Source organism: Nocardia sp. NPDC051911 (assembly GCF_040681035.1).
GTDB lineage: Bacteria > Actinomycetota > Actinomycetes > Mycobacteriales > Mycobacteriaceae > Nocardia > Nocardia sichangensis.
The window spans coordinates 65,900-91,243 of sequence record NZ_JBFAXY010000012.1; the positions used below are offsets into that span (position 1 = coordinate 65,900).

Annotated in this window: 21 protein-coding genes and 1 pseudogene; 8 read left to right on the plus strand and 14 right to left on the minus strand. The window is 69.9% G+C overall.

The annotated features are described in order from the left end of the window. Window positions 1-40: 40 nt before the first annotated feature. Window positions 41-2,458 (minus strand): nitrate- and nitrite sensing domain-containing protein, encoded by a 2,418-nt coding sequence (locus tag AB0L97_RS17065; protein ID WP_364430311.1) that lies wholly within the window; start codon window positions 2,456-2,458, stop codon window positions 41-43. 394 nt (window positions 2,459-2,852) lie between these two features. Here AB0L97_RS17065 and AB0L97_RS17070 point away from each other — a divergent pair, with 394 nt between their 5' ends. Further along, a complete protein-coding gene (locus AB0L97_RS17070; RefSeq protein WP_355080653.1) occupies window positions 2,853-3,362 on the plus strand; it encodes a DUF3558 domain-containing protein in 510 nt (169 codons plus the stop codon). A 306-nt stretch (window positions 3,363-3,668) separates the two neighbouring features. On the opposite strand, the gene AB0L97_RS17075 is transcribed toward AB0L97_RS17070, so the two are convergent. The 6 genes from AB0L97_RS17075 to AB0L97_RS17100 all read right to left on the minus strand — a co-directional run bounded on the left by AB0L97_RS17075 (window position 3,669) and on the right by AB0L97_RS17100 (window position 11,583). After that, window positions 3,669-4,688 (minus strand): hypothetical protein, encoded by a 1,020-nt coding sequence (locus AB0L97_RS17075; RefSeq protein ID WP_355080651.1) that lies wholly within the window; start codon window positions 4,686-4,688, stop codon window positions 3,669-3,671. A 43-nt stretch (window positions 4,689-4,731) separates the two neighbouring features. Further along, window positions 4,732-5,250 carry a hypothetical protein gene (locus tag AB0L97_RS17080; protein ID WP_355080649.1) on the minus strand — a complete coding sequence of 173 codons (519 nt, stop codon included), beginning with the start codon at window positions 5,248-5,250 and terminating at the stop codon, window positions 4,732-4,734. Between the two features lie 39 nt (window positions 5,251-5,289). Further along, window positions 5,290-6,063, minus strand: a complete 774-nt coding sequence (locus AB0L97_RS17085) for an alpha/beta hydrolase (RefSeq protein ID WP_364430316.1) — start codon at window positions 6,061-6,063, stop codon at window positions 5,290-5,292. Window positions 6,064-6,224: 161 nt separating this feature from the next. Continuing rightward, the gene (gene pheT, locus AB0L97_RS17090) at window positions 6,225-8,732 is read right to left on the minus strand and encodes a phenylalanine--tRNA ligase subunit beta (RefSeq protein WP_364430319.1); all 2,508 of its coding nucleotides are present in this window, start codon (window positions 8,730-8,732) and stop codon (window positions 6,225-6,227) included. 33 nt (window positions 8,733-8,765) lie between these two features. Beyond that, a complete protein-coding gene (pheS, locus tag AB0L97_RS17095) occupies window positions 8,766-9,827 on the minus strand; it encodes a phenylalanine--tRNA ligase subunit alpha (protein WP_364430322.1) in 1,062 nt (353 codons plus the stop codon). A gap of 328 nt (window positions 9,828-10,155) precedes the next feature. Continuing rightward, window positions 10,156-11,583, minus strand: a complete 1,428-nt coding sequence (locus AB0L97_RS17100; RefSeq protein WP_364430325.1) for an MFS transporter — start codon at window positions 11,581-11,583, stop codon at window positions 10,156-10,158. A gap of 103 nt (window positions 11,584-11,686) precedes the next feature. Here AB0L97_RS17100 and AB0L97_RS17105 point away from each other — a divergent pair, with 103 nt between their 5' ends. Then, a complete protein-coding gene (locus AB0L97_RS17105; RefSeq protein WP_364430328.1) occupies window positions 11,687-12,259 on the plus strand; it encodes a TetR/AcrR family transcriptional regulator in 573 nt (190 codons plus the stop codon). Window positions 12,260-12,295: 36 nt separating this feature from the next. Here AB0L97_RS17105 and AB0L97_RS17110 read toward each other — a convergent pair whose 3' ends face one another. From AB0L97_RS17110 to infC, 4 genes are all read right to left on the minus strand, one after another. Next, the gene (locus AB0L97_RS17110) at window positions 12,296-13,087 is read right to left on the minus strand and encodes an RNA methyltransferase (RefSeq protein WP_364430331.1); all 792 of its coding nucleotides are present in this window, start codon (window positions 13,085-13,087) and stop codon (window positions 12,296-12,298) included. Between the two features lie 40 nt (window positions 13,088-13,127). Then, window positions 13,128-13,508 carry a 50S ribosomal protein L20 gene (gene rplT / locus AB0L97_RS17115; RefSeq protein WP_039797323.1) on the minus strand — a complete coding sequence of 127 codons (381 nt, stop codon included), beginning with the start codon at window positions 13,506-13,508 and terminating at the stop codon, window positions 13,128-13,130. A gap of 110 nt (window positions 13,509-13,618) precedes the next feature. Next, on the minus strand, window positions 13,619-13,813 hold the full coding sequence (gene rpmI / locus AB0L97_RS17120; RefSeq protein WP_355078204.1) for a 50S ribosomal protein L35: 195 nt from the start codon (window positions 13,811-13,813) through the stop codon (window positions 13,619-13,621). Between the two features lie 58 nt (window positions 13,814-13,871). Beyond that, a complete protein-coding gene (gene infC, locus AB0L97_RS17125) occupies window positions 13,872-14,522 on the minus strand; it encodes a translation initiation factor IF-3 (protein WP_355078340.1) in 651 nt (216 codons plus the stop codon). Between the two features lie 351 nt (window positions 14,523-14,873). On the opposite strand from infC, the gene AB0L97_RS17130 reads away from it, so the two are divergent. The 3 genes from AB0L97_RS17130 to AB0L97_RS17140 all read left to right on the plus strand — a co-directional run bounded on the left by AB0L97_RS17130 (window position 14,874) and on the right by AB0L97_RS17140 (window position 16,269). After that, a complete protein-coding gene (locus AB0L97_RS17130) occupies window positions 14,874-15,002 on the plus strand; it encodes a hypothetical protein (RefSeq protein ID WP_364430336.1) in 129 nt (42 codons plus the stop codon). 4 nt (window positions 15,003-15,006) lie between these two features. Continuing rightward, window positions 15,007-15,348, plus strand: coding sequence for a DUF1844 domain-containing protein (locus AB0L97_RS17135; protein WP_364430339.1), 342 nt, complete (start codon window positions 15,007-15,009; stop codon window positions 15,346-15,348). A gap of 210 nt (window positions 15,349-15,558) precedes the next feature. Further along, window positions 15,559-16,269 (plus strand): alpha/beta hydrolase, encoded by a 711-nt coding sequence (locus AB0L97_RS17140; protein WP_364430342.1) that lies wholly within the window; start codon window positions 15,559-15,561, stop codon window positions 16,267-16,269. Window positions 16,270-16,323: 54 nt separating this feature from the next. Here the strand turns inward: AB0L97_RS17140 and uvrA are convergent, their stop codons facing one another. After that, window positions 16,324-19,275: an excinuclease ABC subunit UvrA gene (gene uvrA / locus AB0L97_RS17145; RefSeq protein ID WP_364430345.1), complete on the minus strand. Its 2,952-nt coding sequence runs from the start codon at window positions 19,273-19,275 to the stop codon at window positions 16,324-16,326. A 496-nt stretch (window positions 19,276-19,771) separates the two neighbouring features. On the opposite strand from uvrA, the gene AB0L97_RS17150 reads away from it, so the two are divergent. Next, a complete protein-coding gene (locus AB0L97_RS17150) occupies window positions 19,772-21,328 on the plus strand; it encodes a GAF domain-containing protein (protein WP_364430349.1) in 1,557 nt (518 codons plus the stop codon). 3 nt (window positions 21,329-21,331) lie between these two features. On the opposite strand, the gene AB0L97_RS17155 is transcribed toward AB0L97_RS17150, so the two are convergent. After that, window positions 21,332-22,114: a sigma 54 modulation/S30EA ribosomal C-terminal domain-containing protein gene (locus AB0L97_RS17155; RefSeq protein ID WP_364430352.1), complete on the minus strand. Its 783-nt coding sequence runs from the start codon at window positions 22,112-22,114 to the stop codon at window positions 21,332-21,334. Between the two features lie 162 nt (window positions 22,115-22,276). Next, window positions 22,277-23,419 carry a beta-ketoacyl synthase N-terminal-like domain-containing protein gene (locus AB0L97_RS17160; protein WP_355078341.1) on the minus strand — a complete coding sequence of 381 codons (1,143 nt, stop codon included), beginning with the start codon at window positions 23,417-23,419 and terminating at the stop codon, window positions 22,277-22,279. Between the two features lie 279 nt (window positions 23,420-23,698). Between AB0L97_RS17160 and AB0L97_RS17165 the strand changes: the two genes are divergently transcribed. After that, window positions 23,699-25,048 (plus strand): diguanylate cyclase, encoded by a 1,350-nt coding sequence (locus AB0L97_RS17165; protein ID WP_364430355.1) that lies wholly within the window; start codon window positions 23,699-23,701, stop codon window positions 25,046-25,048. A 10-nt stretch (window positions 25,049-25,058) separates the two neighbouring features. After that, window positions 25,059-25,343, plus strand: a pseudogene (locus AB0L97_RS17170) (antibiotic biosynthesis monooxygenase); the annotation flags it as partial. Window position 25,344: the final 1 nt, after the last annotated feature.

Sequence of the window (25,344 nt, forward strand, 5' to 3'; positions counted from 1 at the left end):
CAATTGAACGTGTGCGGGTCGGCGCTCGATATGTGGGTGGTCACCGGATCTCCTCTGCCATGGTCGCGGCGGGCTGGAATTCGGGCGCCGCGGCGGCGGCGCGGACGCGGTCGTCCCGCGCGGCGGCGTGCCGTGCGGGCGCGCCACGCTGATGTCCCGTCCGGAAGGAGGACAGCATGCTGCGGATCTCCTCGGGTGAGCGCTCGACCGCGGGGGCGGGCTCCGTCCGGGGCGGCGCGTCGGGCCGCGCGCCGGTGGCGGCAGCGCGGGCCTTCTTGTTTCGTTTCACCAAGCCGTTCTTGGTGTGCCGCGCCGCGGGGTCGCTCGGCGCCGGGACGAACGGCTCTTCTGAGCGGCGGGATTCGGTGCGGCCGACGCTCGCTGTCGGCTCGGTCGGCGCGGAAACGAACTGCGTGTAGGGCGACGACCCGGCGTTCACCGCGTGCGCCGGTGGGCGGTCGGCGGTCGTAGCGGTAGCGGTACCGCGCGATTGTGGCCTCGAACCGGTCGCAGACCCAGCGGTATCGCCCACCGTGGCGGTGTGGGAGGTGGCGGGATCGTCGCGCCGATCCGGCTCGGTCTCGACCATGCCGGGCGGCAGCGTCAGGCGCGCGACGATGCCGCTCACCGGCGAGACGCTCAGTTCGACCGTGATGCCGAGCCGTTCGGCGAGCCTGCCGACCACGTAGTGGCCGAGGTGGCGGGTCGGTGCGACGACGAAGTCCTGTTCGCCGCGCAATCGTGCGTTGGCCTGGGCCAATTGGTCGGCGGGCATGCCCACGCCGTGGTCGACCACCGCGAGCAGGTACCCGTTGGGCCCGGCGCGCCCGTAGATCTCCACCTCGACATCCGGTGGGGAGAACGCCAGCCCGTTCTCGATCAGCTCCGCGAGTATGTGCGCGAGTTCGCTGGCCGCCGCGCCGGCGATGAGCACGTCGTCCATCCGGCGCAGCACCACCCTGCGGTAGTCGTCGACCTCGGACAGGCCCGCGCGGATCACGTCGCTGAGCGGGATCGGTTCGGCCCAGCGGCGCGGGCTCGCCTCGCCGACCAGCACGAGCAGGCTTTCGGCGTTGCGGCGCATGCGGGTGGCGAGATGGTCGAGCTCGAACAGATTCGACAGCGCCTTGGGATCGAGCTCCTCGCGTTCGAATTCGCTGATCAGGCCGAGCTGGCGGCGCACGAGGTTCTGGTTGCGGCGGGCCAGGCTGACCATCGACTCGGTGGTGTTGCGGCGCACCAGCGCCTGTTCCGACGCGAGGTCGAAGGCGGTGGACTGCACCCGATCCAGCGCTCGGGCCACGGCGACGATCTCGACGCCCGCCCCCGGCGGCGGTCGCACCGGGGCGGGCGGGTCCGGCGGCCGGGTGTCGTCGCCGGTGCGCCAGGCCGAGATCACGTCGGGCAGCCGCCGACCGGATACGTCGTCGGCGTCCGCGGCCAGCGTGGCCAGCGGCCGGACGATCGCGCGCACCGCCGCGACGACCAGCGCCACCTCCAGCGCGATCGCCGCCAGCGCGGCGAGCACGAACGCGCCGAGGGCCAGCGCGGCGTCGCCGCGCAACACCTCTGCCCGCTGCCGCACGTCGGCGCCGACCGTCTGCTGCACGGTGCGCTGCTCGTCGATGACCGCGGTCATCCTGGCCCACCAGGCGATCGGATCGACCGGGCGCGCCAGCGGTCCGCCGCCCGCGGCGATCGCGACGTTCTCCGACTCCGCGGCCGCGGCCGCGTCCGCGCCGTCCAGCACGGCGTCCAAGCGCGCCTGCTGCGCGCCGGTCGCGTCGCGGGCGAACGCGGCCAGTCCGGCCAGTTTGGCCGCGCGGATGTCGAGGAATTGCACGTACTCGCCCGGCCCGAAGGCATCCGCGGCGAAGACGCCGTTGAGGAAGCCGCGCTCGCGAGCCGTCTGCTCCTTCGCCTCACCCAGCGCGTACAGCGCTTGCAGCCCGTGCCGGACCACCGGGTCGGCAGCCTGATCCTGACCGAGGGACAGGTGGTTCAGGGCGTCGATCGCGTCGGTGTAGTACTGGAACGCCGCCTGCCGGGGTTCTCGCCGCTGGTCGATCGTGGATCGGGTCGCGTCCAAATCGGCCAGCGGCCGGGCGGCCTCCCGCACCCGCTCCGCGCCGGGCGGGCCGTCCGCCGCCGCCTGCCGCAGGGCACGCAAGGCGCGGTCGACCGCACCGCGCTGGTCGTCGACCGGCTGGCGCAAGCGCTGGTCGCCGCCGAGCAGGCCATTGGTCAGGCCGCGCTCGCGCTGCGTCTCGTGCACCAGGTCCTGCACCGCCAGCGCGAGCGTCACCGCGGCGACTGTGTCCCGGCTCTTCCGGTACGCGTCCACTTCGCGCGCCACCAGCGTGCCCAACAGCGCGAGCACCAGCACGAGCGACACCACGAGGATGCGGGCCAGCTGCCCGCGGATGGTTCGCGGGCGCACAATTCCGCTGCCGGACACCTGGCGTTCACCATCGGAAATGCGGAGGGGGACAACCGGTGTGCCGCCGGAATTCTCCGGTCGTCCAGGTGACCGCACCACCCTCTGCTCCTCCGATCAGCCGCCGCGCCTGCTCCACAGCGAGCACGCGGAAATCAAGGGGAAACTGTCACACGGCCTACCCGTCGTCAACGCGAGAATCGGGCAAAACGGACACTGTGCGGACTTCTAAACACACTGGCAACGAAGAGTTACGAGCGCGACAAAACCGGCATCCGCGAACGAATGCCGAGACTCGTTGTGTCCTACCCACCTTCGCCCGCCGCGAAACCTCGCGGCCCGACTCTGATACAGTCCGGCGCGACAAACCGGATGGCAAGAGGGCTGGATGGCGCACCGAATTACGTTGGTTCCCTTGGCGATCGCACTCGCGTTAGGACTGGCCGCCTGCGGCGACGAGTCCGGCGGGTCCCCCGCGACGACCAGCACGCAGACCGCGAGCGCCGCGGGCACGGCCACCCAGCTGTTCGATCCCTGCACCGGCATCCCCGACGCCGCGCTGACGAGCGCCGGACTCGACCCGGCGAGCAAGCAGGTCGGCGTCGGCGGGGTGAAGCAGCCCGGTTGGGAGATCTGCGGATGGAAGGGCGCCGACTTCACCCTCGGCGTGTTCTCCAACAACATGTCCGTTGCCGAGTTCGAGCGGAAGCCGGGCAATGTCGACTTCCAGGACGTCACCATCGCCGGACGCACCGGACGCCAGTTCCGCGTGGACGACGCCGCCAAAGACCAAATGTGCGACGTGCTCTTCCCCGCCCGGCAGGGCCTGCTGCAACTGACCCTGGTCAACAAGACCGCGGACCAGAACCCCTGCGATCGCCTCGCGACCATCGGCGAAGCGATCGTCCCGGCGCTGCCGAAATAGCACCGCCCCCCTCGGCGCAGGACCGGGTACGGATTCGCCTGGCGCACCCGACAACCACGACCATCGCTGCGGCATCGGCGGAGTTCAGCCGCCGGTTACCTCGCACGCAACCACACCAAGCTCAACCACCGGTTTCGAGCGAAGCGAGACCGAGCATGCGCCGTTCGCGGCCCGGCTCGCGTCCGAGTGGCCGTCGCGTCCGCGACGAAGGAGCAAGCGGCGGTCGCTCGGACGCGAGCCATGAAGGGGCCGCGAACACCCAGCGCCGCAGGCGCTGGAAGAACGAACACAGCCCGGCGCTGGAAATCAGACAGAGAGGATGGCGAGTACCTCGTCGGAGGTATAGAAGGGGGCGAGGCGCTCGCGGATCAACCCGGCGAGAACCCCTTCGCGCTTCGCGCCCTCGATGACCGCCGGTCCGTACCGGAGGATCTCCTGGACGATGTCGTCACCGGTCAGACCGAGTTCGGGCAGCATGGCCGCCAAGGTGTAGTCGCCGTACTTGGTGAAGAACACCTCCACGCACTCGTCCAGGAGCAGGCCGAAGTACTCCTTCTCGCGGGTGGTGACGGCGATCTCGTAGCACAGCAGCACCAGCTCGTTGAGATCCTTCCGGCTGAGGTATTCGCGCAGACCGCTGACCGGCTCGTCGGCATGCAGATCCCAGAACTCCATCGCGGCGGCGTGCACCGGGGCATCGCGCAGCATCTCGCGGATGGCGTTGTTGGTCCGCTTGAGGGCGAACAGCGCGCCCTTGCCCGCGAGGTCGCCGACGAAGGTGCCGTCGGCGGCCTTCTTGGCGCGATTGGCCGCGGACTGGCCCAGCGACATCAGCGAGGACACACCCGGGATCTTCTCCGCGCGTTCCCGGTTGGCCTGCATGAAGTCGTTGATCAGCTTGTCCACGAACTTCGACGCGACCGTGGCCACCAGCGGGCTCTCGGTGAGCCGATCCAGGATGCGCTCCTGCGCCTGGTGCATGCCGAAGATCTTTTCCAGCAGCGCCTCCACCGGCTCGCGCTCGACCACCTCGCCGAGCGTGTAGTCGTGGTTGGCGGCGATGTGGTCGTAGATGGAGTCGGCGAACACCCCGACCATATCGGCGAGAACCGGACTGCCGCCGATCAGCTCGACGACCGTGCGGACGGTCTGCTTGGCCTGGTCGATCTCCACCACGTCCCGGAAGACGAGCGTGTCGGCGACTCCGAGCACCGCCTCGGTGTCGCGCGCGACCACCTCCGCGAAACGCTCGCCGGTCACCTCGGCGAGCAGGAATGCCACCTGGGCCTCCAGTAGCCGTTCGGCGATCTCACGCGGCTCGCTCATCGAATTCCACCCATCACACCTCGTGCGGCGCGCCCGGCACGGTTCACGGCTGGTGCGGGTCGGCGTCGTTGCCGTGCAACGATTTCCGGATCCGGTCCAGGCGCTCACGCGCGGCCTGCTCACGTGCCTGCCATTGTTCGTCCACGCCGCGGCCCGCTGGAGTCTGCCGGTCGAGTTCACCCATCCCCTGCGCGGTGCCGTAGCGATGCTCGACCTTATCGCGAACTGACTCGAAAGTAGGAACACCGGAGGCCGAATATCCGCCACTCGCGGCGGACTCCGGCATACCCGGCGGCGGTACCGGTACCGCCGGTACCGCGGAACCGCCGCCGACCTGGCCCGACACATCGGGCGTGTGCTGCGGGAACCCAGGCCCGCCGGCCGGGGTGGCAGGAGTCACATCTCCGGCCGCAGCCGCATCACCGGTTTCCAACAGCCCGACCAGCGCGGCGTGGACCGCCGCGAACCCGGGACGCGCCGCCGTTGCGGCCAGCAGTACACCTGCCAGCTCCGCATCCGGCAGCCCGGCCAACCGGCTCGCGATTTCGCTGTTGTCACTCATACCGCCAGGCTACGCACGCGCGACCGCACCGAAGGCCGTTCACGACCGCACGCGCGCACCCGCCCAGTCGCGCACCAGCTCGTACCAGGCCGAGCCGCCCACGACGATCAGATCGTTGTGCCCGGCTCCGGGGAAGACCACCAGCCGTTTCGGCTCCGGCGCTGCGGCGTAGAGCCGTTGCGCGTGCCGCAGCGGCAGCAGTTCGTCCTGGTCGCCGTGCATGATCAGCACCGGGGCGCGCAGCGCGCGGATGCGGCGTTCGTTCGGATAGGCGTTCGGCACCAAGGCCGCGGGCAGGAACGGATACACCGAGCGAGCCGCGTCGCGCAGGCCGCTGAAGGTGGACATCAGCATCACTCCGGCCGGGGGATGGTGCTGTGCCAGCTCGAGCACGACACCGCCCCCGAGGGACTTGCCCAGGTACAACACGCGATTCGGATCGACGCCGGGTTGTTCCAGCAGCGCCCTGCGCGCGGCGCGCGCGTCCAGGTAGGTGCCGTGCTCGGTCGGTTTCCCGGTGCTGCGCCCGTAGCCGCGGTAGTCGAAGGCCAGCACGTCGAAACCGGCCTCGGTGAGCAACGCGAAGATCGGCACCCGGTCGCCGAGATTGCCCGCGTTCCCGTGCGCGAACAGGATGTGCCCGATCGAATCGCGGGCAGGCATCCACCACGCGTGCACGGTCTGCCCGTCCGCCGTGGGCAGGGACAGGTCCGTGTACTCCATGCCGAGCAGCGCCGGAGTTTGCAGCACCGTCCGCTCCGGCAGATAAGTCAGCGCGTTGAGGATCGGACGGGCCGGGTGTCGCATGCCCATGTTCTTACTCCTGAACAGGCAAGGCCGGGTCGGGCGGGTGCCGCGACACGAGCGCTCGAAGCCGCGGCCCACCGCCGCAGGGCCGGTGCGGACGCCGGTCGCCGCCCGACCCGCGGAGACGATCGAACTCGGCCGGTAGCCGGTTGCGGTGACCGCGTGCGTCAGCCGCGCAGCACCGCGCCCACGGCGTCGGCCGCCGCCGCGACGGCCGCGTCGCGTGCCGCACTTGCCTCGTCCTCGGTGAGGGTCCGGTCGGTGGCACGGAAACGCAGGGCGTAGGTGAGCGACTTACGTCCCTCACCCGCCTGAGCGCCCTCGTACACGTCGAACAGCGCGATGTCCTCCAGCAGCTCGCCGCCGCCGGTGCGCAGTGCGGACTCGACGGACGCCGCCGGGACGGTCTTCTCGACGCTCACCGAGACGTCCTGGAGCACCGCGGGGAACGGCGACACCGTCGGGACCGGCCGGGACTCGCGCAGCGGCAGCGCGTCCAAGTCGAGTTCGACGGCGCAGGTGCGCGGCGGCAGGCCGGAACGTTCCAGCACGGCGGGATGCAGCTCACCCGCGTAGCCGACAACCGTTCCGTCGACCACCAGCTCGGCGCAGCGCCCGGGATGCCAGGGCAGCTGAGCCGCCGCACGGCGCTCGATGGTCACACCGGCCGCGTCGCCGACGGCGTCGGCGAGGGCGAACGCGTCGGCGGCTTCGACCGGACGGCCCGGCCCCCACGGCCCGCGCGGCTCCCTGCGGCCGGTCAGGACAGCGGCCACGTGCACCGGCTGTTCCGGCAGCGAGTCCAGCAACTCGGCGATCTCTTCGTCGGTGGGGCGCCGGTCCACCGGCAGCGGATCGACCGCTCTGGTGTTCGCGCCCGGCAGCACGACTTGCGCGATGCCGTAGATCGCCAGGTCACGCGCGCCCCGCGAGATATTGCGGACCGCCACCTCGAGCAAACCGGGGAGCAGGGTGGTGGCCAGCTCGGCGCGCTCCACGTCGAGCGGATTCAGCACCCTGGTGGTGGCGCGGCGCGGGTCGTCGGCGTCCAGGCCCCAGGTGTCGAACACTCCGGCGGGCAGGAACACCGGCGGCGGCACCTCCACGGCGCCCGCGAACGCCAGCGCGCGGCTGACGGCGCGCCTGCGGCGCTGGGTCGGCGTGAGCCCACGCCCGGCCGGTGCGGCCGGCAGCACGGACGGGATCCGCTCCAGGCCCTCCAGCCGCAGCACCTCCTCCACCAGGTCGGCGGGCTGAGCCAGGTCGGGCCGCCAGCTCGGCGGGGTCACCACCAGCTGACCGTGCCCGGCCTCGCTGACGCCGACCTCGACCGTGCAGCCGATCTGGGCCAGGCGGCGCGCCGAGGTGCCGGTCGCGTACGTGACGCCCGCGACGCGGTCGGCCAGGTCGATGTCCATCCGGATCGGCTCGGGCGCCGGGACGGGGGTCCGGACGTCGGTCAGCACGGGTTCGATGGTGCCGCCGGCGATTTCGGCCAGCAGCGTGGCCGCTCGATCGAGCGCGGCCACGTTGATCTCCGGGTCGACGACCCGTTCGTACCGCTTGCCCGCCTCGGACACCAGCTTGTGCCTGCGCGCGGTCCGGTAGATCAGCAGCGGGTTCCAGGTGGCCGCCTCGAGCAGGATGTCGGTGCTCTCCGCGCCGACCTCGGTGCTCGCGCCGCCCATCACACCGGCCAAGGAGATGACGCCGGAATCGTCGGCGATCACCACGTCCTCGACGTCGAGGGCGCGCTCGACGTCGTCCAAGGTGCGCAACTTCTCGCCCTTGTGCGCGGAACGGACCACCAATCCGCCCGACACCTTGTTCGCGTCGAAGGCGTGCAGCGGCTGCCCCAACTCCAGCATCACGTAATTGGTGACGTCCACGGCGGGCGAGATCGGGCGTACGCCCGACAACAGCAGCCTGCGCTGCAACCACCACGGGCTCACCGCCTCCGGGTCGACGCCGGTGACCCGGCGGGCCGCGAAGCGCGTGCACCGGGCGTCCGGCTCGACCCGGATCGGCCAGGCTTCCTGCTCGTGGTCGGGCAGGGTGCGCACCGCCGGATCGGCGTACTCGAGATCGAAACCGCAGGCCAGCTCGCGCGCCAGGCCGCGAACGGAGAAGCAGTAACCGCGGTCGGGAGTGATGTTCAGCTCGATGACGGTGTCGTCCAGACCGAGTAGCGCGTTGGCGTCGGCGCCGGGCTCGGCGGTGCCCGGTTCCAGCACCAGGATGCCGGAATGGTCCTTGCCGATCCCCAGTTCGGCGACCGAGCAGATCATCCCGTTGGACACGTGACCGTAGGTCTTGCGCGAGGTGATCTCGAACCCGCCGGGCAGCACGCCGCCGGGCAGCACCACGACCACCAGATCACCGACCTGGAAATTCCGGGCGCCGCAGATGATCTCCTGCAACTCGGGCTTACCGATGTCCACCTTGCAGAAGCGGATCGGCTTCTTGAACTCGGTCAGTTCGGTGATCTCGGCGACGCGGCCGACCACCAGCGGCTCGCCGCCCTCCTCCGAACCCGCGATCCGCTCGAGCTGGTCGAGCTCTTCGACTTCCAGCCCGACCCGGACGAATCCCGCGTCGAGCTCCTCCGGCGTCACCGACCACTCCGGGTTGGTGCGCTGGATGATGTCGGTCAGCCAGGACTGCGCTACTCGCACTTGACGTTTCGCTCTCTCGATCGAAGGGTGGGGTCAGGACCGGATACCGAAGGGCAGCGTGAAACGCACGTCGCCCTCGACGATGTCGCGCATGTCCGGGATGCCGTTGCGGAACTGCAGCGTGCGCTCCAGGCCCATGCCGAAGGCGAACCCGCTGTACACCTCGGGGTCGATCCCGCTGGCGATCAGCACCTTCGGGTTCACCATGCCGCAGCCGCCCCATTCGACCCAGCCCGCACCGCCCTTCTTGTCCGGGAACCACACGTCGACCTCGGCGGAGGGCTCGGTGAACGGAAAGTAGTTGGGCCGCATGCGCGTGCGGGTCTGTGGTCCGAACAGCGCGCGAGCGAACGCGTCCAGCGTGCCGCGCAGATGCGCCATGGTCAGGCCCTTGTCCACCGCCAGGCCTTCGACCTGGGAGAACACCGGTGTGTGCGTGGCGTCCAGTTCGTCGGTGCGGAAGGTGCGGCCCGGGCAGACCACGTAGATCGGCAGCTCGCGTTCCAGCATCGAACGCACCTGCACCGGCGAGGTGTGCGTGCGCAGCACTTGGCGCGAGCCCTCCGGCGCGATGTGGAAGGTGTCCTGCATGGTGCGGGCCGGATGGTCGGGCAGGAAGTTCAGCGCGTCGAAGTTGAAGTGCTCGGTCTCCACCTCGGGACCTTCGGCGACCTCCCAGCCCATCGCGACGAACACGTCGGCGATCTGCTCGGAGATGACGGTGATCGGATGCCGCGCGCCGACGGCCGCCCGGCGTGCGGGCAGCGTCACGTCGATGGTCTCGGCGACCAGCACGGCGGCGTCGCGCTCGGCCAGCAACGCGGCGCGGCGGGACTCGAATGCCTCCGACACCCTGGACCTGGCGACGTTGACCCGTTTGCCCGCGTCCGCCTTCTCCGTCTTGGGCAGGCTGCCCAGCGCGCGTTGGGCCAGCGCCAGCGGCGCCTTACCGCCGAGGTGCTCGGTTTTCGCGACCGCGAGCGCATCCAGGTCGGCGGCAGCGGCGAACGCCTTCTCGGCGGCCGCCGCGGCCGCGGCCAGTGCCTCCTCGGTCAGCGCCGCGTTCTGCTCGCCTGCGTCGATGTCGTCGGCCACGATGCTCCGTCTCTCCCCTGGGGATCAATTCGCGGGCACCGCTGCACGCCTGCCCGCATTGCTGCTGGTCGCAATCGTATTCGATGGGCCTCGGCGGATTCACGCGGATTACCCGCCACGCCGCGCGAGCCGTGTGGTACCCGCGAGCCGGACGGGCGCGCGCCGGCCCCGCTCCACTACCCGTCCGGAACGGCGCGACTCATCACAGGCTCGCAGGCGGTGACCGGTCAGGGCAGCGAAAGACCAGCTCCGACAGCCGCCGCGAAACGCCCGGCCCTGGCCGATACCCAGTGACCGGGCGCTCCGCGATCAGCGCGCGACAGTGCGGTCAGCGCGCGGCGGTGATGTGGCGGGGCAGCAACCGCGACCCCAGCGCGCCGACCGCCACGATCGCGGCACCCACCCACACCGCGGGCACCAGTCCGTCGACGTAGCTCTGCGGATCCAGGTACGAGCCCCGCGCCGCGAACACCGACGCCAGCACCGCGACGCCCATGGCGACACCGACTTCCCGCAGGGTGTTGTTGGTTCCAGACGCCATCGCGCGGTCCTCCTCCGCCGCGGCGGCCATCACCACGGTCGCGCCGGGCGCGAAGGTCAGGCCCATGCCGATCCCGCCGAGCAGGAACGGACCGACGAACGACAGGTAACTCGCGTCGACGGAAGTGACCAACGCCATCCAGCCCAGCGCGACGGCGAGCAGTGTCTGCCCGGTGGTGAGCAGCGCACGGGCGCCGACCTTGTCGACGATCAAACCCGCCAGCGGAGCGACCACCATCGGCGCCATCGTCCACGGCATGGTGCGGATGCCGGATTGCAGCGGTCCGTAGCCCTGCACGACCTGGAAGTACTGGGCCAGCAGGAAGATCGAGCCGAAGACGCCCATCGAGAAGGTGAAGCCGGTCATGTTGCTCACCCGGAACGCGCGGGAGCGGAACAGGCGCAGCGGCAGCATCGGCTCCCGCGTGCGCAGCTCCCAGGCGATCAGGCAACCGAGCAGCAACACGCCACCGATCAGCGCGGACAGCACGCCACGAGACGTCCAGCCATCATCGGCGCCGTGGATGACGCCCCACACCACCGCCAGCACGCCGCCCGCCGACAGCAGCAGTCCCAACAGGTCGACTCGTCGGCTGCCGCCGTGCGACTCCGCCAGCACCCGCAGCGCGAACGGCAGCACGACCAGGCCGATCGGCACGTTCACCCAGAAGATCCACTGCCAGCTCAGCCCTTCGACGACCGCGCCGCCGATGAGCGGCCCCAGCGCGACGCCGAGGCCGGCGATCCCGCCCCAGATGCCGATGGCGGCGCTGCGCATCTTCTCCGGCACCGCCGCCGACAACAGTGTCAGCGACAGTGGCATCACCCCCGCCGCGCCGAATCCCTGTACCGCCCGCGCCGCGATGAGCATGCCCGGTCCGGTCGCCAGCGCGCAGACCGCGGACGCCAGTGTGAACAGCGCGATACCGAGCAGGAAGATCCGCCGCCTGCCCAGTCGGTCACCGACCGCGGACGCGGTGAGCAACAGCGAGGCGAACGACAGCGTGTAGGCGTTGACGAACCATTGCAGGTCGGCCAGCGAGGCGCCCAGCTCGGTGCGGATCACCGGCAGCGCGTTCGTCACGACCAGGTTGTCCAGCGTGACCATGAACATCGGGATACCGACCGCGGCGAGGACGGCGGCGAGCCTGCGACCGCCGATCGTCGCATCGGGCGCGGCGACGGTCGCCGTGGCGGATGGAAGGGTCTCGGTCATGTCCAGTCCTTGTTGTAATCGACTGATAACTAATGCTCGAAACGGTATGCATCGACTGATAACATGTCAAGAGCAAGGTCGGTACCAGCGAAAATGGAGAACGATGGCGACCAGAACCAGGATGACGGCGTCCGAACGGGGCGAGCAGGTGCTGCGCGCGGCGGTCTCCGCGTTCGCCGAATGCGGTTACGCCGCTACCAGGACCGACGAGATCGCCCGGCGAGCGGGCGTGTCACAGCCCTACGTGATCCGGCTGTTCGGCACCAAGCAGAACCTGTTCCGCGCCGCCCAGCACCGCGTCTGCGACCGGATCGAGGAGATCTTCCGCGCCGCGCGCGCCGAGGCATCGCCCGAGGCGGCCCCCGACGAAGCCCTCGCCGCCCTCGCCACCGGCTATTCGGTCTTCCTCGCCGAACGCGAACTGCTCCAACTTCTGCTGCACGGCTTCGCGGCCAGCGCGGACCCGGAGATCGGCGACCAGGTCCGGGCCAGGTTCGGCGGTATCTACCACCTGATCCGCGAACTGACCGGAGCACCGGAAACCGAGACGCGCCGCTTCCTCTCCACCGGAATGCTGCTCACCGTCATGAGCGCGATGCGAGTGGCGGGTCCGGAGGCGGTCCCCACGACGTGGGCGACAGAAATCCTGGAGAACTTGAGCACCGAAGGCGACTGAATTCCGTTCGCGGCCCGCGCCGCAGGCGCTGGAAATCTAATACCGCACGCGCGAGTTCGCGTACAGGCAGATCGCGGCGGCCGTCGCCAGATTCAGGCTCTCGGCGCGGCCGCGAATGGGAATGCGGACGCGGTGGTCGGCGCGGCGCGCGACGGCCGGGTCGAGGCCGTGCGCCTCGTTGCCGAACAGCCAGGCCACCGGTTCGGTGAACAATTCGTCGGCGTCGTCGAGGTCGACCTCGCCGGTCGCCGCCGTAGCGAGGATCGTGATGCCCGCCGCGGCGATCGCATCCAGCGTCTCGGCGACATCGCGGTGCCGGGCGATCGGCACATGGAAGATGCTGCCCGCGCTGGCTCGCACGCATTTGCCGTTGTGCGGGTCGACCGTGTCGCCCGCCAGCACCACGCCGTCGGCGCCGACCGCATCGGCGACTCGGATGACCGTGCCGGCGTTTCCCGGTTCGGCCATCTCGACCGGGACGGCGAGCATCCGGGGTCCGGCGTCGAGGATCGTGGCCAAGGGCACGTCGAGCAGATCGCAGACCGCCACCAAGCCCGGCGCTGTGACCGTTTCCGCGAGATGCTCCGCCGCGCGGTCGCTGACCAGCGTGGTGCGGACGCCCGCCGCGGACGCCCCCGCGATCAGCGCGTGGTCGCGTTCGGCGGCCGCCTGCGAATAGAACAGCTCGTGGACGCGCGCGGTCTCCAGGGCCGCGGCGACGGCATTGGCTCCTTCGGCGAGGAATCGGCCCGCTTTGCGGCGCTGCGCTCCGCGTTGCAGCTTGACAGCGGAAACGACCCGCGGATTGCGCTCACTGAGCGCTTCCACGGGTCGTTCCGAAAGTCGTCCGGGTGTCAACGAACGCGACTCAGGCGGCCGGCGCGTTGACATCCTGCGGCAGGGCGGCCTTGGCGACCGCGACGAGGCCGGCGAACGCCTCGGCGTCCGACACCGCGAGCTCGGCGAGGATCTTGCGGTCCACCTCCACACCGGCGGCCTTCAGGCCCTGGATGAAGCGGTTGTAGGTGATGTCGTTGATCCGCGCGGCGGCGTTGATGCGCGCGATCCACAGCTTGCGGAAGTCACCCTTGCGCGCCCGGCGGTCCCGGTAGGCGTAGGTGAGCGAGTGCAGCTGCTGCTCCTTGGCCTTGCGGTACAGCCGCGAGCGCTGGCCGCGGTAGCCCTTGGAGGCCTCGAGGATGGAACGGCGCTTCTTCTGAGCGTTGACGGCCCTTTTGACGCGTGCCACTGGTCAGTCCTGTTCGATCTGGGGGCGCGGGGCGGCGCCCGGAAATGGGTCGGGGTGGCGACGGAGGTAACTCCGGTCGCGAGTGCGTGCCGGTCTGCGCGCGGGCGCGATCAGAGACCGAGCAGCTTCTTCACGCGACGGACGTCGGCGGAGGCGACGACTTCCACACCGTCCAGACGACGAGTCCGGCGGCTGGGCTTGTGCTCGAACAGGTGGCGACGGTTCGCCTGCTGGCGCAGCAGCTTGCCTTTGCCGGTCACCTTGAATCGCTTCGAGGCGCCGCTGTGCGTCTTCATCTTCGGCATGGATTCCTCTATCTGTCGTCCCGGCGGTCGGGGCGGACCGCCGGTGTTCTGATCGGTGTTACTGCGGGCCGGCCGTCTCGGCCTGCTCCGGGGCGGGCTGACCGGCCGGGGCGGCGCTGGGCGCCGGGCGCGAAGCCGACTCCTGCTGCGCCTTCACCCGGGTCTTCGCGCCCTTGTGGGGGGCGAGGACCATGGTCATGTTGCGACCGTCCTGCTTGGCCGAGGTTTCCACGAAACCGAGATCGGCGACGTCGGACGCCAGCCGCTGCAGCAGCCGGAAACCGAGTTCGGGGCGGGACTGCTCGCGTCCCCGGAACATGATCGTCACCTTGACCTTGGACCCGGCCTCGAGGAAGCGCACGACGTTGCGCTTCTTGGTCTCGTAGTCGTGGTCGTCGATCTTCGGGCGGAGCTTCTGCTCCTTGATCACCGTCTGCTGCTGGTTCTTCCGAGACTCGCGCGCCTTCTGCGCCGTCTCGTACTTGAACTTGCCGTAGTCCATGATCTTGCAGACCGGCGGACGGGCATCCGGTGCCACCTCGACCAGATCGAGGTCGGCTTCGAGGGCGACGCGTAGTGCATCTTCAACACGCACGATCCCAACCTGCTCGCCGCCCGGTCCGATGAGCCGGACCTCGGGAACACGGATGCGATCGTTGATGCGGGTCTCAGTGCTGATGGGGCCTCCTAGGTCAAGCGGTGTCGTCAGACGACCGCGCGCAATAACTGCAACCCCTGTTCAACACGAAGGCCCCGGTGCGGTATTCCGCGCACGGGGCCCGATGTCGACCGATCACCGACCACGAGCGAACTCGGGTCGACTCTCGCGCGGCAGGGTTCTCCATGAGAACCCCGGCACGAGAAACCCACCCTCGCGGGTGAGTGACCGGACCGCTGGACCGTACGATGACTCGTCGGCAACGGTGGGAGTCGGGCTCCACTTATCAGCCCCGGGGCAGCCCGGGGCGGTCGTCAGCGGAAAGTCTAACATTCCGTTCGGCTATCGCCGAATCGGCCGCGAATCATTGCCCGGCCGCGTCCGGCATGCCACGCTCCCCCGGTGCCCAAACCACGCCGCGACCTGCTGCGATGGCAGTTCGACCCGACCTGGTCACTCGCCGGGATCCACCTCGCCGACATCACCGAGATCGGCCACCTCCGGATGCTCCGGGCGGCGTCGCTAGCCTGAAGGCATGACTGACGAGCTCGACGCCTCCGTACGCGAACTGGCCGACATCCCAGCGGTCGAGGTGATCAGCCGCGCCGCCGTGATGCTGATGAGTTCGGCGGCCGAGAAGCTCGGGCTGGCGGACGAGGACCCCGAGACCAGCCCGCAGCGTGACCTGGACGAGGCGCGCCGCGTGATCACCGCGCTGGCCGGACTCGTGACGGCGTCGGTGGAGTACCTGGGGCCCCACGCCGGACCGATGCGCGAGGGATTGCAGTCGCTGCAACGTGCGTTCCGTGAGTCCTCCGCGCATCCCGATGAGCCGGGCAAAGGCCCGGGCGAGAAGTACACCGGCCCGGTCTACTGACCTCGTTCGGTTCCGAGCCCGATGGGAGTAGACACCGCGCCGCGCCGACCATCGACCGGCCGCAGCGGGTCAGGCACCCGCCCCGATCGATCCTCCGCGTTCCGCCCGGTCGAGAAGAGAATTCCGAAGTAAGGGCGGCATTATGAGCGAAATACCGGTGGGTACAACGATGTTTAGGAAATATCCCAACGGGTAGGGCACAGTGAGCCCATGGCTACTCGGATTCTTCTCGCTCCCGGATTCTGGCTCGGTGCATGGGCGTGGGACGAGGTCGCACCCGATCTGCGGCGGCGTGGCAACGAGGTGGTGGCGCTCACACTGCCCGGCTTGGATGAAGCCGACCCGGACCGGTTGTCGGCCACCCTGGAATCCCAGGCGCAAGCTATCGTCGATGCGGTGCCCGAGGGCGAGACCGTCGTGCTCGTCGCGCATTCCGGCGGGGCGGCGCCCGCCTATCTCGCCATCGACCGCGCGCCCGAGCTGTTCCGCCGGGCGATCTACGTCGACAGCGCGCCGCTGCCGAACGGTTTCGTCATCAACTCCGCGCTCGACGTCGCCGTGCGCGAATGGATTCTGCCGGAATGGCCGGAACTGGAGGCCGCGGGCAACAGCCTGGCGGGCCTGGACGAGGCCGCCTTGGCGCGCTTTCGGGAGCGTGCCGTGTCGGAGCCCACGTCCGTCGCGGCCGCCCCGCTCCGGTTGAGCGATTCGGACGCCCGCCTGTCGGTCCCGACCACCGTGATCTGCAGCAGCATGACCGCCGACGTGGTCGAGAAGCTGCGCGACAACGGTGAAACTCCCCTCTTCGCCGAACTGGCACGCATCGACGCCGAGTACGTCGACCTGCCCACGGGACATTGGCCGATGTGGTCCAAGCCGAAGGAACTCACCGAACTGATCCACGCCATCGCCAACCGCTGAACGAACGGCGGCGCGGCCCGGCGCACCCGGACCGCGCCCGCTTCGGACGAGAGGTCAGCCGACCGCCGCGGCCTTCTTCGCCGGACGCTTGGTGGCCTTGCCCGCGGTCTTCTTCGCCGGAGCCTTCTTCGCGACGCTCTGCGGCGCGGGTGGCTGGTCCAGCACTTCCTTCAGGAACTGACCGGTGTAGCTGTCCGCCACGCCCGCGACCTCCTCCGGCGTGCCCTCCGCCACCACGGTGCCGCCGCCGGAGCCGCCCTCGGGACCCATGTCGATCACCCAGTCGGAGGTCTTGATGACGTCCAGGTTGTGCTCGATGACGATCACCGTGTTGCCCTTGTCCACCAGGCCGTTGATGACGTTCAGCAGCTTGCGGATGTCCTCGAAGTGCAGGCCCGTGGTCGGCTCGTCGAGGATGTACACCGTGCGGCCGGTGGACCGCTTCTGCAACTCGGCGGCGAGTTTCACCCGCTGGGCCTCACCACCGGAGAGGGTGGGAGCGCTCTGGCCGAGACGTACGTAGCCGAGCCCGACGTCCACCAGGGTCTTGAGGTAGCGGTGGATCGAGGTGACCGGTTCGAAGAACTCGGCGGCTTCCTCGATGGACATGTCCAGCACCTCGGCGATGGTCTTGCCCTTGTAGTGCACCTCGAGGGTTTCCCGGTTGTAGCGGGCGCCGTGGCACACCTCGCAGGGGACGTAGACGTCCGGCAGGAAGTTCATCTCGATCTTCAGCGTGCCGTCGCCGGAGCAGGCCTCGCAGCGACCGCCCTTGACGTTGAAGGAGAACCGGCCCGGCTGGTAGCCGCGCACCTTCGCCTCGGTGGTGGCCGCGAACAGCGTGCGGATCTTGTCGAAGACGCCGGTGTAGGTGGCCGGGTTGGACCGTGGCGTCCGGCCGATCGGCGACTGGTCCACCTGCACCAGCTTGTCCAGGTGGTCGAGCCCGTTGACCCGGGTGTGCCTGCCCGGCACCTGCCGGGCGCCGTTGAGCCGGTTCGCCAGCACCGTGGCCAGGATGTCGTTCACCAACGTCGACTTGCCCGATCCGGAGACGCCCGTCACCGAGGTCAGCACACCGAGCGGGAAGGCGACGTCGATGCCTTTCAGGTTGTGCTCGCTCGCCCCGACCACGGTGAGCTGCCGCTTTTTGGTGACCGGGCGGCGCACCAGCGGCACGTCGATGCGTTCCCGGCCCGACAGATATGCCCCGGTGAGCGAGTTCGGATCGGTGAGCAACTCTTCGTAGGGCCCGCTGTGCACCACCGTGCCGCCGTGCTCGCCGGCGAACGGGCCGATGTCGACCACCCAGTCCGACGCGCGGATGGTGTCCTCGTCGTGCTCGACCACGATCAACGTGTTGCCCAGATTGCGCAGCCGCGTGAGGGTTTCGATGAGCCTGCGGTTGTCCCGCTGGTGCAGGCCGATGGACGGCTCGTCGAGCACGTACAGCACACCGACCAAGCCGGAGCCGATCTGGGTGGCGAGCCGGATCCGCTGCGCCTCGCCGCCGGAGAGGGTGGCCGCCGCGCGGGACAGCGTGAGGTACTCCAGGCCGACATCGAGCAGGAAGCCCAGCCGCGCCTGCACCTCCTTGAGCACCTGCCCCGCGATCGCCGCCTCGCGCTCGCCCAGGGTGAGCGAGTTCAGGAACGCCGAGCACTCGCCGATGGACAGATCGCTGACGTCGGCGATGGACTTCTTGTCGCCGTTCGCGGCGATGGTGACGGCGAGGATCTCCGGGCGCAGCCTGGCGCCGTTGCACACCGGGCACGGGATGTCGCGCATGTACCCGTCGTAGTGCTCTTTCATCTGCTCGGACTCGGTGTTCTCCATGCGCCGCTGCAGGAACGGCATCACGCCCTCGAAGTCCGCGTAGTACGAGCGCTTGCGGCCGTAGCGGTTGGTGTAGGAGACGTGCACCTGGTCGGCGCTGCCCTCCAGCACGGCCTTGCGCGCCTTGGGCGGCAGATCCTGCCACGGGGTGTCCATGGAGAAGCCGATGGAATCGGCGAGGCCCGAGAGCAGCCGGGTGAAGTACTCGGCGGTCTGGCCGCGCGACCACGGCGCGATGGCGCCGTCGTTCAGGCTCAGCGCCGGGTCGGGCACCACCAGTTCCGGGTCGACCTCCTTGCGGATGCCGAGGCCGGTGCAGTCCGGGCAGGCGCCGTAGGGCGAGTTGAACGAGAAAGAGCGGGGCTCCAGGTCCTCGATGTCGAGCGGGTGGCCGTTCGGGCAGGCGAGGCGCTCGGAGAAGCGGCGCTCCCGGTCGTGCGCGTGCTCGTCGCGATCGACGAAGTCGAGCACCACGATGCCGTCGGCCAGGCGCAGCGCGGTCTCGATGGAATCCGTCAGGCGCTGCTTGGAACTCGGCTTCACCGCCAGGCGGTCGACGACGACCTCGACGTCGTGCTTCTCCTGCTTCTTCAGCTTCGGCGGATCGGTGAGCGGATACACCACGCCGTCCACCCGCACGCGGGAGTAGCCCTGGGTGTTGAGCTGGTCGAACAGGTCGACGAACTCGCCCTTGCGGGTGCGCACCACCGGCGCGAGCACCTGGAATCGGATGCCCTCCTCCATGGCCAGCACCTGGTCGACGATCTGTTGCGGCGTCTGCTTTGCGATCAGCTCGCCGCAGACGGGGCAGTGCGGCGTGCCTGCTCGCGCGTAGAGCAGCCGCAGATAGTCGTAGACCTCGGTGATGGTGCCCACGGTCGAGCGCGGGTTGCGGTTGGTCGACTTCTGGTCGATGGACACCGCGGGCGAGAGGCCTTCGATGAAGTCGACATCGGGCTTGTCCATCTGACCGAGGAACTGCCGCGCGTACGCCGACAGCGACTCGACGTAGCGCCGCTGCCCCTCCGCGAAGATCGTGTCGAAGGCCAGGCTCGACTTGCCGGAGCCGGACAGACCGGTGAACACGATGAGGCTGTCGCGGGGCAGGTCGAGATCGACACCCTTGAGGTTGTGCTCCCGAGCTCCGCGCACAGTGAGGCGTTCCGCCACGGCCGTCCCTTCTCCTTCGTGTTCGGCGTCCAGACATACCCCCGGCCGCCATGCTAGGCATGGGCACCGACAAGTTTCGCGGACCGGCCGTCACCTGGGCGAATGACGGGACCCCTGTGGCCGGACGTTGCGGATGAGCCGGGAAACGGGCCAGGACGCCTCCGTAGCATCGCCCTCCCGGCACCACTGGTCAACAGCGCGACGTCATTCGGCATTCCCTGGTCGACACAGTTACGGCAGGCAGCCCGACGCAGGGCGGCCGGCGACGCCCCCAACGGATGCGCGGTGCGCGAGATCACTCCGCGGTGGTGGGATGGAAAACCTCGAGCACGCGCGGCGAACGAACTGGTCAGCACGGTGCGAGCACCCACAGAAGCGCGGCGCGGATGTCTCCGGCGAGACCGGTCACCACTCCGCACAACTGCGCCCCGCGCGCACCGGTCCCCGACTAAACTGAGCCCGCTGTGCGCCCCCCACCGGCCTCCCCCACTCATCCATGACGATCCTGACCCAGCATCTCCCGTCAACGGTGCTCGACACCCTGCGCGCCCTGCTGCGAACCGCCACCCGCTCGGTCGCGGCCCGCTACGGCGCGCTCGGCATCCGCGGCCACGACGACCGGCTGGTCGAGTTCATCTTCCACGGCGTCGACGACGCGACGGCCGCCCACATCGGCCGCTCCCCCGAGGGACACGGCGTACTGGGCTTGCTGCCGGCGCACCCGCACCCGATCCGGCTGGACGATCTGTCGGAACATCCGGCCGCCGTGGGCTTTCCGCCCGGCCATCCGCCGATGGGCAGTTTCCTCGGCGTCCCGGTGCGGGTCGGCGAGGAGATCTTCGGCAATCTCTACCTCACCGAAAAGGCCGGGGGACAGTCGTTCACCGAGGACGACGAGGCCATCGTGCTCGCCATGGCCGCCGCGTCGGGTATCGCCATCGAGAACGCGAAGCTGTACGAATCCGCGCGGACCAGGCAGGCGTGGATCGAGGCGACGCGCGACATCGCGACCGAGTTCCTCGCGGGCACGGCGCCGGATCTCGTGCTCGCGCAGGTGGTGGCGCGCGCCCGCGCGCTGACCGGTTCGCAGCAGGCGCTGCTGGCCGTGGTGGCGCCGGGGACGCCGCCCGATGAAGCCACCGAACTCGTTGTGGCGCAATGGTTCGGCCCCGGAGGGGGCCCGGAGCGGGTGCGCATCGCGGATACCGCCACCGGCACGGCGTTCACTCGTCGCGCGCCGGTGCGGTTAGCCGACGCCGAATCGGTCGATCTCGGGGCCGAGGTCGGCGCGGCGGGGCCCGCGCTGGTGCTGCCACTGCAGACCGCGGACCTCGCGCTCGGTGTGCTGATCGTGGTGCGGCCACCCGGGTGTCCCCCGTACCCCGGCGAACTGGTGGACCTGACCGCCGCGTTCACCGATCAGGCGGCGCTGGCCATGCAACTGGCCCAGACCCAGCGCAGAATGCGCGAACTCGACGTGCTCGCCGACCGCGACCGCATCGCACGCGACCTGCACGACCATGTGGTCCAGCGACTGTTCGCGGTCGGGCTCGGGTTGCGGGCCACCGCGGCCCGCACCGAGGATCCCGTGGTGCGGCAACGACTTTCGGTGGAGATGGACGGTCTGCAGGAGGTCGTGCAGGAGATCCGTACGTCGATCTTCGACCTGCACGGCGGCGACCCACTGCGCCGTCGGCTCGAGGACGCCATCCGCCAGCAGACCGCCGACGGCGCGTTCCGGACCAGTGTGCGGTTCTCCGGGCCGCTGTCGGTGGTCGGCGACGAACTCGCCGACCATGCGGAAGCCGTGGTGCGCGAATCGGTCAGCAACGCGGTGCGCCATTCCGGCGGGAACCGGCTCGCCGTCGAGATCACCGTCGGCGACGAACTGACCGTGCTCGTCGAGGACAACGGCGCGGGGATGCCCGCGCAGGTGACACCGAGCGGTCTGGCCAACCTCGCGCAGCGTGCGAGCATGTCCGACGGTCACTGCACTGTGCAGCGGACCGACAGCGGCGGCACCAGGGTGCACTGGTCCGCGCCGCTGGCCTGAGAGTCAGGCGGGCAGCACGATCGCCAGGTCGCCGTCGTGGCGCCGGTACAGCAACCCGCCACGCCCGCTACCCGGATCGGTACAGAACAGGAACGGCAATCCCTTGTGGCACAGGATGTTCGCGGCCTCGGCCGGGTCCAGGCAGGCGGCGGGAGCCGCGTCGGCCAGGATCGGCGGGGTGCCGCGCACCGGCTCCGTCGACCGGATCGGCGGATACGTCGCCCACTGGCGGACGAGTCGCACGCCCGCCTCCGCCCAGTGCACCACCGCGTCCGCACCGGTCTCGGCGTCGATGAACAGGTGGGCGTCGTAGTCCATGGCGTCCAGCACCGCGACCGCCTCGGCGGGCGTGCAGACGGACAGGACGCACCGCTTGCGGCGCACGATCGGACGCGGCGCACCCGCGCGGGCCAGCGGAGGGCGGGCCGGATCGGGCCAGGTCCGCGTCTCACCCGCGGCCGAGCGGGCCAGTCGGCGGTCGAGCCGCTCGGCGGCGAAGGTCACCGCGAACCCGCGCGGCCCGGTGACCTGCACCCGGGTGACCACATCCCGGTGGTGGACGTCGACTTGGACCACCGTCGGCGCCTCCGGATCGGGCGGCGCGCCGAGACGCACCCGGGCGGGCCCGTCGAGATGATGCCTGCGCAGAACCCGGGTGATGGCGCGCACCGCCCGCGTCACGTCCATGGCCGAGACCTCCCCACGCGTGGTCACCGCCACTTCCGGCCCCGCGGCCGCCGTCCACTGGTCCGACGCGAATCGCAGCCCCGATGAGACCATCTGCATTGCCCCGCCTTCCGGATCGATTCGTCCCACCCCATGCCAGCACCGCGGGGGATGCCGCGAACAGGGCCGAAAGTCCCCATCGAGCGAAAAAGACTGGCGCAGGCGGAATTCAGGCTCGGCCCGGGGCGAGTGCCCGCGCCGCACCTCGCGTGGCGGCCACGATCACGCGGCGCCGAGCACCACGACGGAGTTGTTGCCACCCATACCGAGGGAGAGCTTCACGGTGATGCCGCCCTCGAACGGTGTGGGGCCGTCCAGCAGCCGTGGATGCGCGGGCGCGACGATCGGGGCCGCGGGCACGATGCCCCGGTCGTAGCCGAGCGCGGCGGCCGCGACCTCGACGGCGGCCGCGGCGCCCTGGCAGTGGCCCGCAAGCGGCTTCACCGCGTAGATGTGCGGGCGGTCGGCGAACACGTCCGCGAGCAGATGGTGCTCGGCCACGTCACACTGCCGGGTCCCGGTGCCGTGCGCGTTGAAATAGCGCACGTCGGCGGCGGTGACGTGCGCGGCGGCGAGCGCGCCGCGAGCGCAGTCGAGGATCTGCTCGTGCGTCGGGTCGACCGAGACCACGTGATAGGCGTCGTTGGACATGGCGCCGCCGAGCACCGCCGCATAGGGCCGATCCACCGAACGGGTCAGCACGAACGCCACCGAGGCCTCGCCCATGCTGAACCCGCGACTGCCCTCCTGGAAGGGACGGCAGGCGTCCAGCGGTTCGGCGTCGGCGACCGCGGCGCCGAGCCGCACGAAACTGTCCAGCATGTCCGGGGTTGCGGACAGGTCGGTCGCCACGAAGATCACGTCGTCGGCCATGCCCGCGTCCAGCCAGAGCTTCGCGGTGATGAGCGCGACGTTGGCGGAACTGCACGCGGCGGAGATGTTCATCGCCGGGCCGTGGAAGCCGAATTCCTGCATCAGCATCGAGACCGGCGTGGACGGCAACAGCCGCAGGTAGTCCCTCGACCGGCGGCGGCCGCCGTCGACGAGGTAGAAGTCGCGCCAGTTCACCACGTCGCCGAGCACGATGGCGTGCAGCAGGCCGACGGTGCGGCCTGGCCGCCAGCCCCGGTCGCGTGCGTCGGCGACGGCCTCCCGCGCCGCCTCGTGCACGGCCCGCCCGTACCGGCTCGTGCTCACCTCGGGGTCCCCGCCGTCGGGGACGAGCGCGACCCACGCGTCGTCGTCGCGGCCGGGCCCGTAGCCCGGTTGCAGAGCCGCCGCCGACTTGCCGCTGAGCAAGCCGTCCCACAGCTGTTCACGTCCCCATCCGTACCCGGTGATCGCGCCGATCCCGGCGATGGTCATGTTGTCTCGAGGCCCCCGCGGATCGGTGCGGAACCGCGTAGCGGCGTTCGGGTCGGCACCCGGCATGTATCGCTCCTTCACCGGCTCCCAGGGCGGGCCGAACCGTCTGCCCCGCCTCGACGCAGAAACCGGTTTCTGCCATGATCGCCGGATCCGGCCCGAGAACGTGCCAGTACTGTGATCGAAGCAATAGCGTGGAGGATGTGATCTTGTCCACGTCGATACCAGAATAATCCCGTGTTCCAATGGCCATAATGGGGTCGATGATCGGGGGTTCGAGTGGGTGACGACAAGCTGGCCGCGGCGGTCGACGCCGCCGAACAGCTGGCTGCGCGCTACCGCTCCCTGGTCGAGCACACCCCGGACGGGATCTGTGTGCATGAGCGTGGCCGGGTCGTCTACGTCAACCCGGCCACCGTCCGGTTGCTCGCCGCGGAGGACGCCGAGGAGATCATCGGCCGCCCGCTGACCGACTTCGTCCACCCCGCCTCCGTTCCCTCGATGCTCGACCGCATCAGCACCCTCACCACCGCGGGCGCGGCCTCGATTCCCACCGAGATGACCTTGATGCGGGTGGACGGCGGCACCGTGCCCGTGGAGACGGTGTCCGTGCTGACCGCCTGGCACGATCACCTCGCCTATCAGGTGGTCATCCACGACCTCACCGCCCAGCGCCACGCCGAGGCCGCGCAGCGCAGGGCCGAGCACTACTTCACCACGGTCGTGTCCCAGTTGGAGGAGGGCGTCGTGGTGATCGATCCGGAGGGCCGGATCGAGTCGATGAACCCGGCGGCCAAGCGCATCTTCGGTACCGAGGGGCCCGACGGCATGGTCATCGGGCGCACCATCCAGTCGTTGCCGCTGGTGCTGCTGGACGCGAACGCCCAGCCGCTGCCGCCGAGCCGCCATCCGGTGGCGCGCACGCTCGCCACGGGCGAGACGATCACCGGCTATGTCTTCGGCGTCGACCGGGTGGACGGCCAGCGGCGCTGGCTGTCGGGCAGCAGCCGCCTGCTCAATCCAGGCGATCCGCGCTCGTCGGCGGTGTCCTCCTTCGCCGACATCACCGAATTCCGCGCCAGCAGAAGGCAATTGGAGTATCAGGCCACGCACGACTCGCTGACCGGGCTGGCCAATCGCTCGCTGATCCTGTCCCAGCTGGCCGCCGCGCTGGCCAGCACCGAGGAACTGCTGCCGGTGTCCACCGTGCTGTTCATCGATCTTGACGGGTTCAAGACGATCAACGACACGCTGGGGCACGCCATCGGCGACACCGTGCTGCAGATCGTCGCCCAGCGCCTGCAGCGCGCCCTGCGCGGCGACGACATCGTCGGCAGGCTCGGCGGCGACGAATTCCTGGTGCTGCTGTCCGGCCGCACCCGCCGCGTCGACATCGACGCGCTGGTGAGCAGGCTGCGCTCCACCATGGCCGAGCCGATCATCGCGCGCGGGCACCGGATCGAGGTGAACGCCTCGATCGGCGTCACCGAACTGGGGGTGGGCGACCGGCGCAGCCCGGAGGCGGTGCTGCACGACGCGGACTTGGCGATGTACCGCGCGAAGCCGCCTGGACGGCGGGAAGGCACCGTCACCAAAGGCCGCAGACCCAACAGCACCCACGCGTCCTGACGAGCTCGCCATGATCATCGAACACGCACTTCTGCCGGTTCGCCCCGAACTCGCCGCCGATTTCGAAGCCGCCTTCGCCGCGGCACGGCCGATCATCGCGAGCATGCCCGGCTTCCGGGCGCTGTCGCTGTCGCGCGGTCTCGAGTCGCCGGGCAGCTACCTGCTCCGGGTGGAATGGGACCGGCTCGACGATCACGTCGTCGGATTCCGCGGCTCGCCGGAATATCAGCGCTGGAAGGACCTGCTACACCACTTCTACGACCCGTTCCCGGTGGTCGAGCACTTCACGCCGGTGC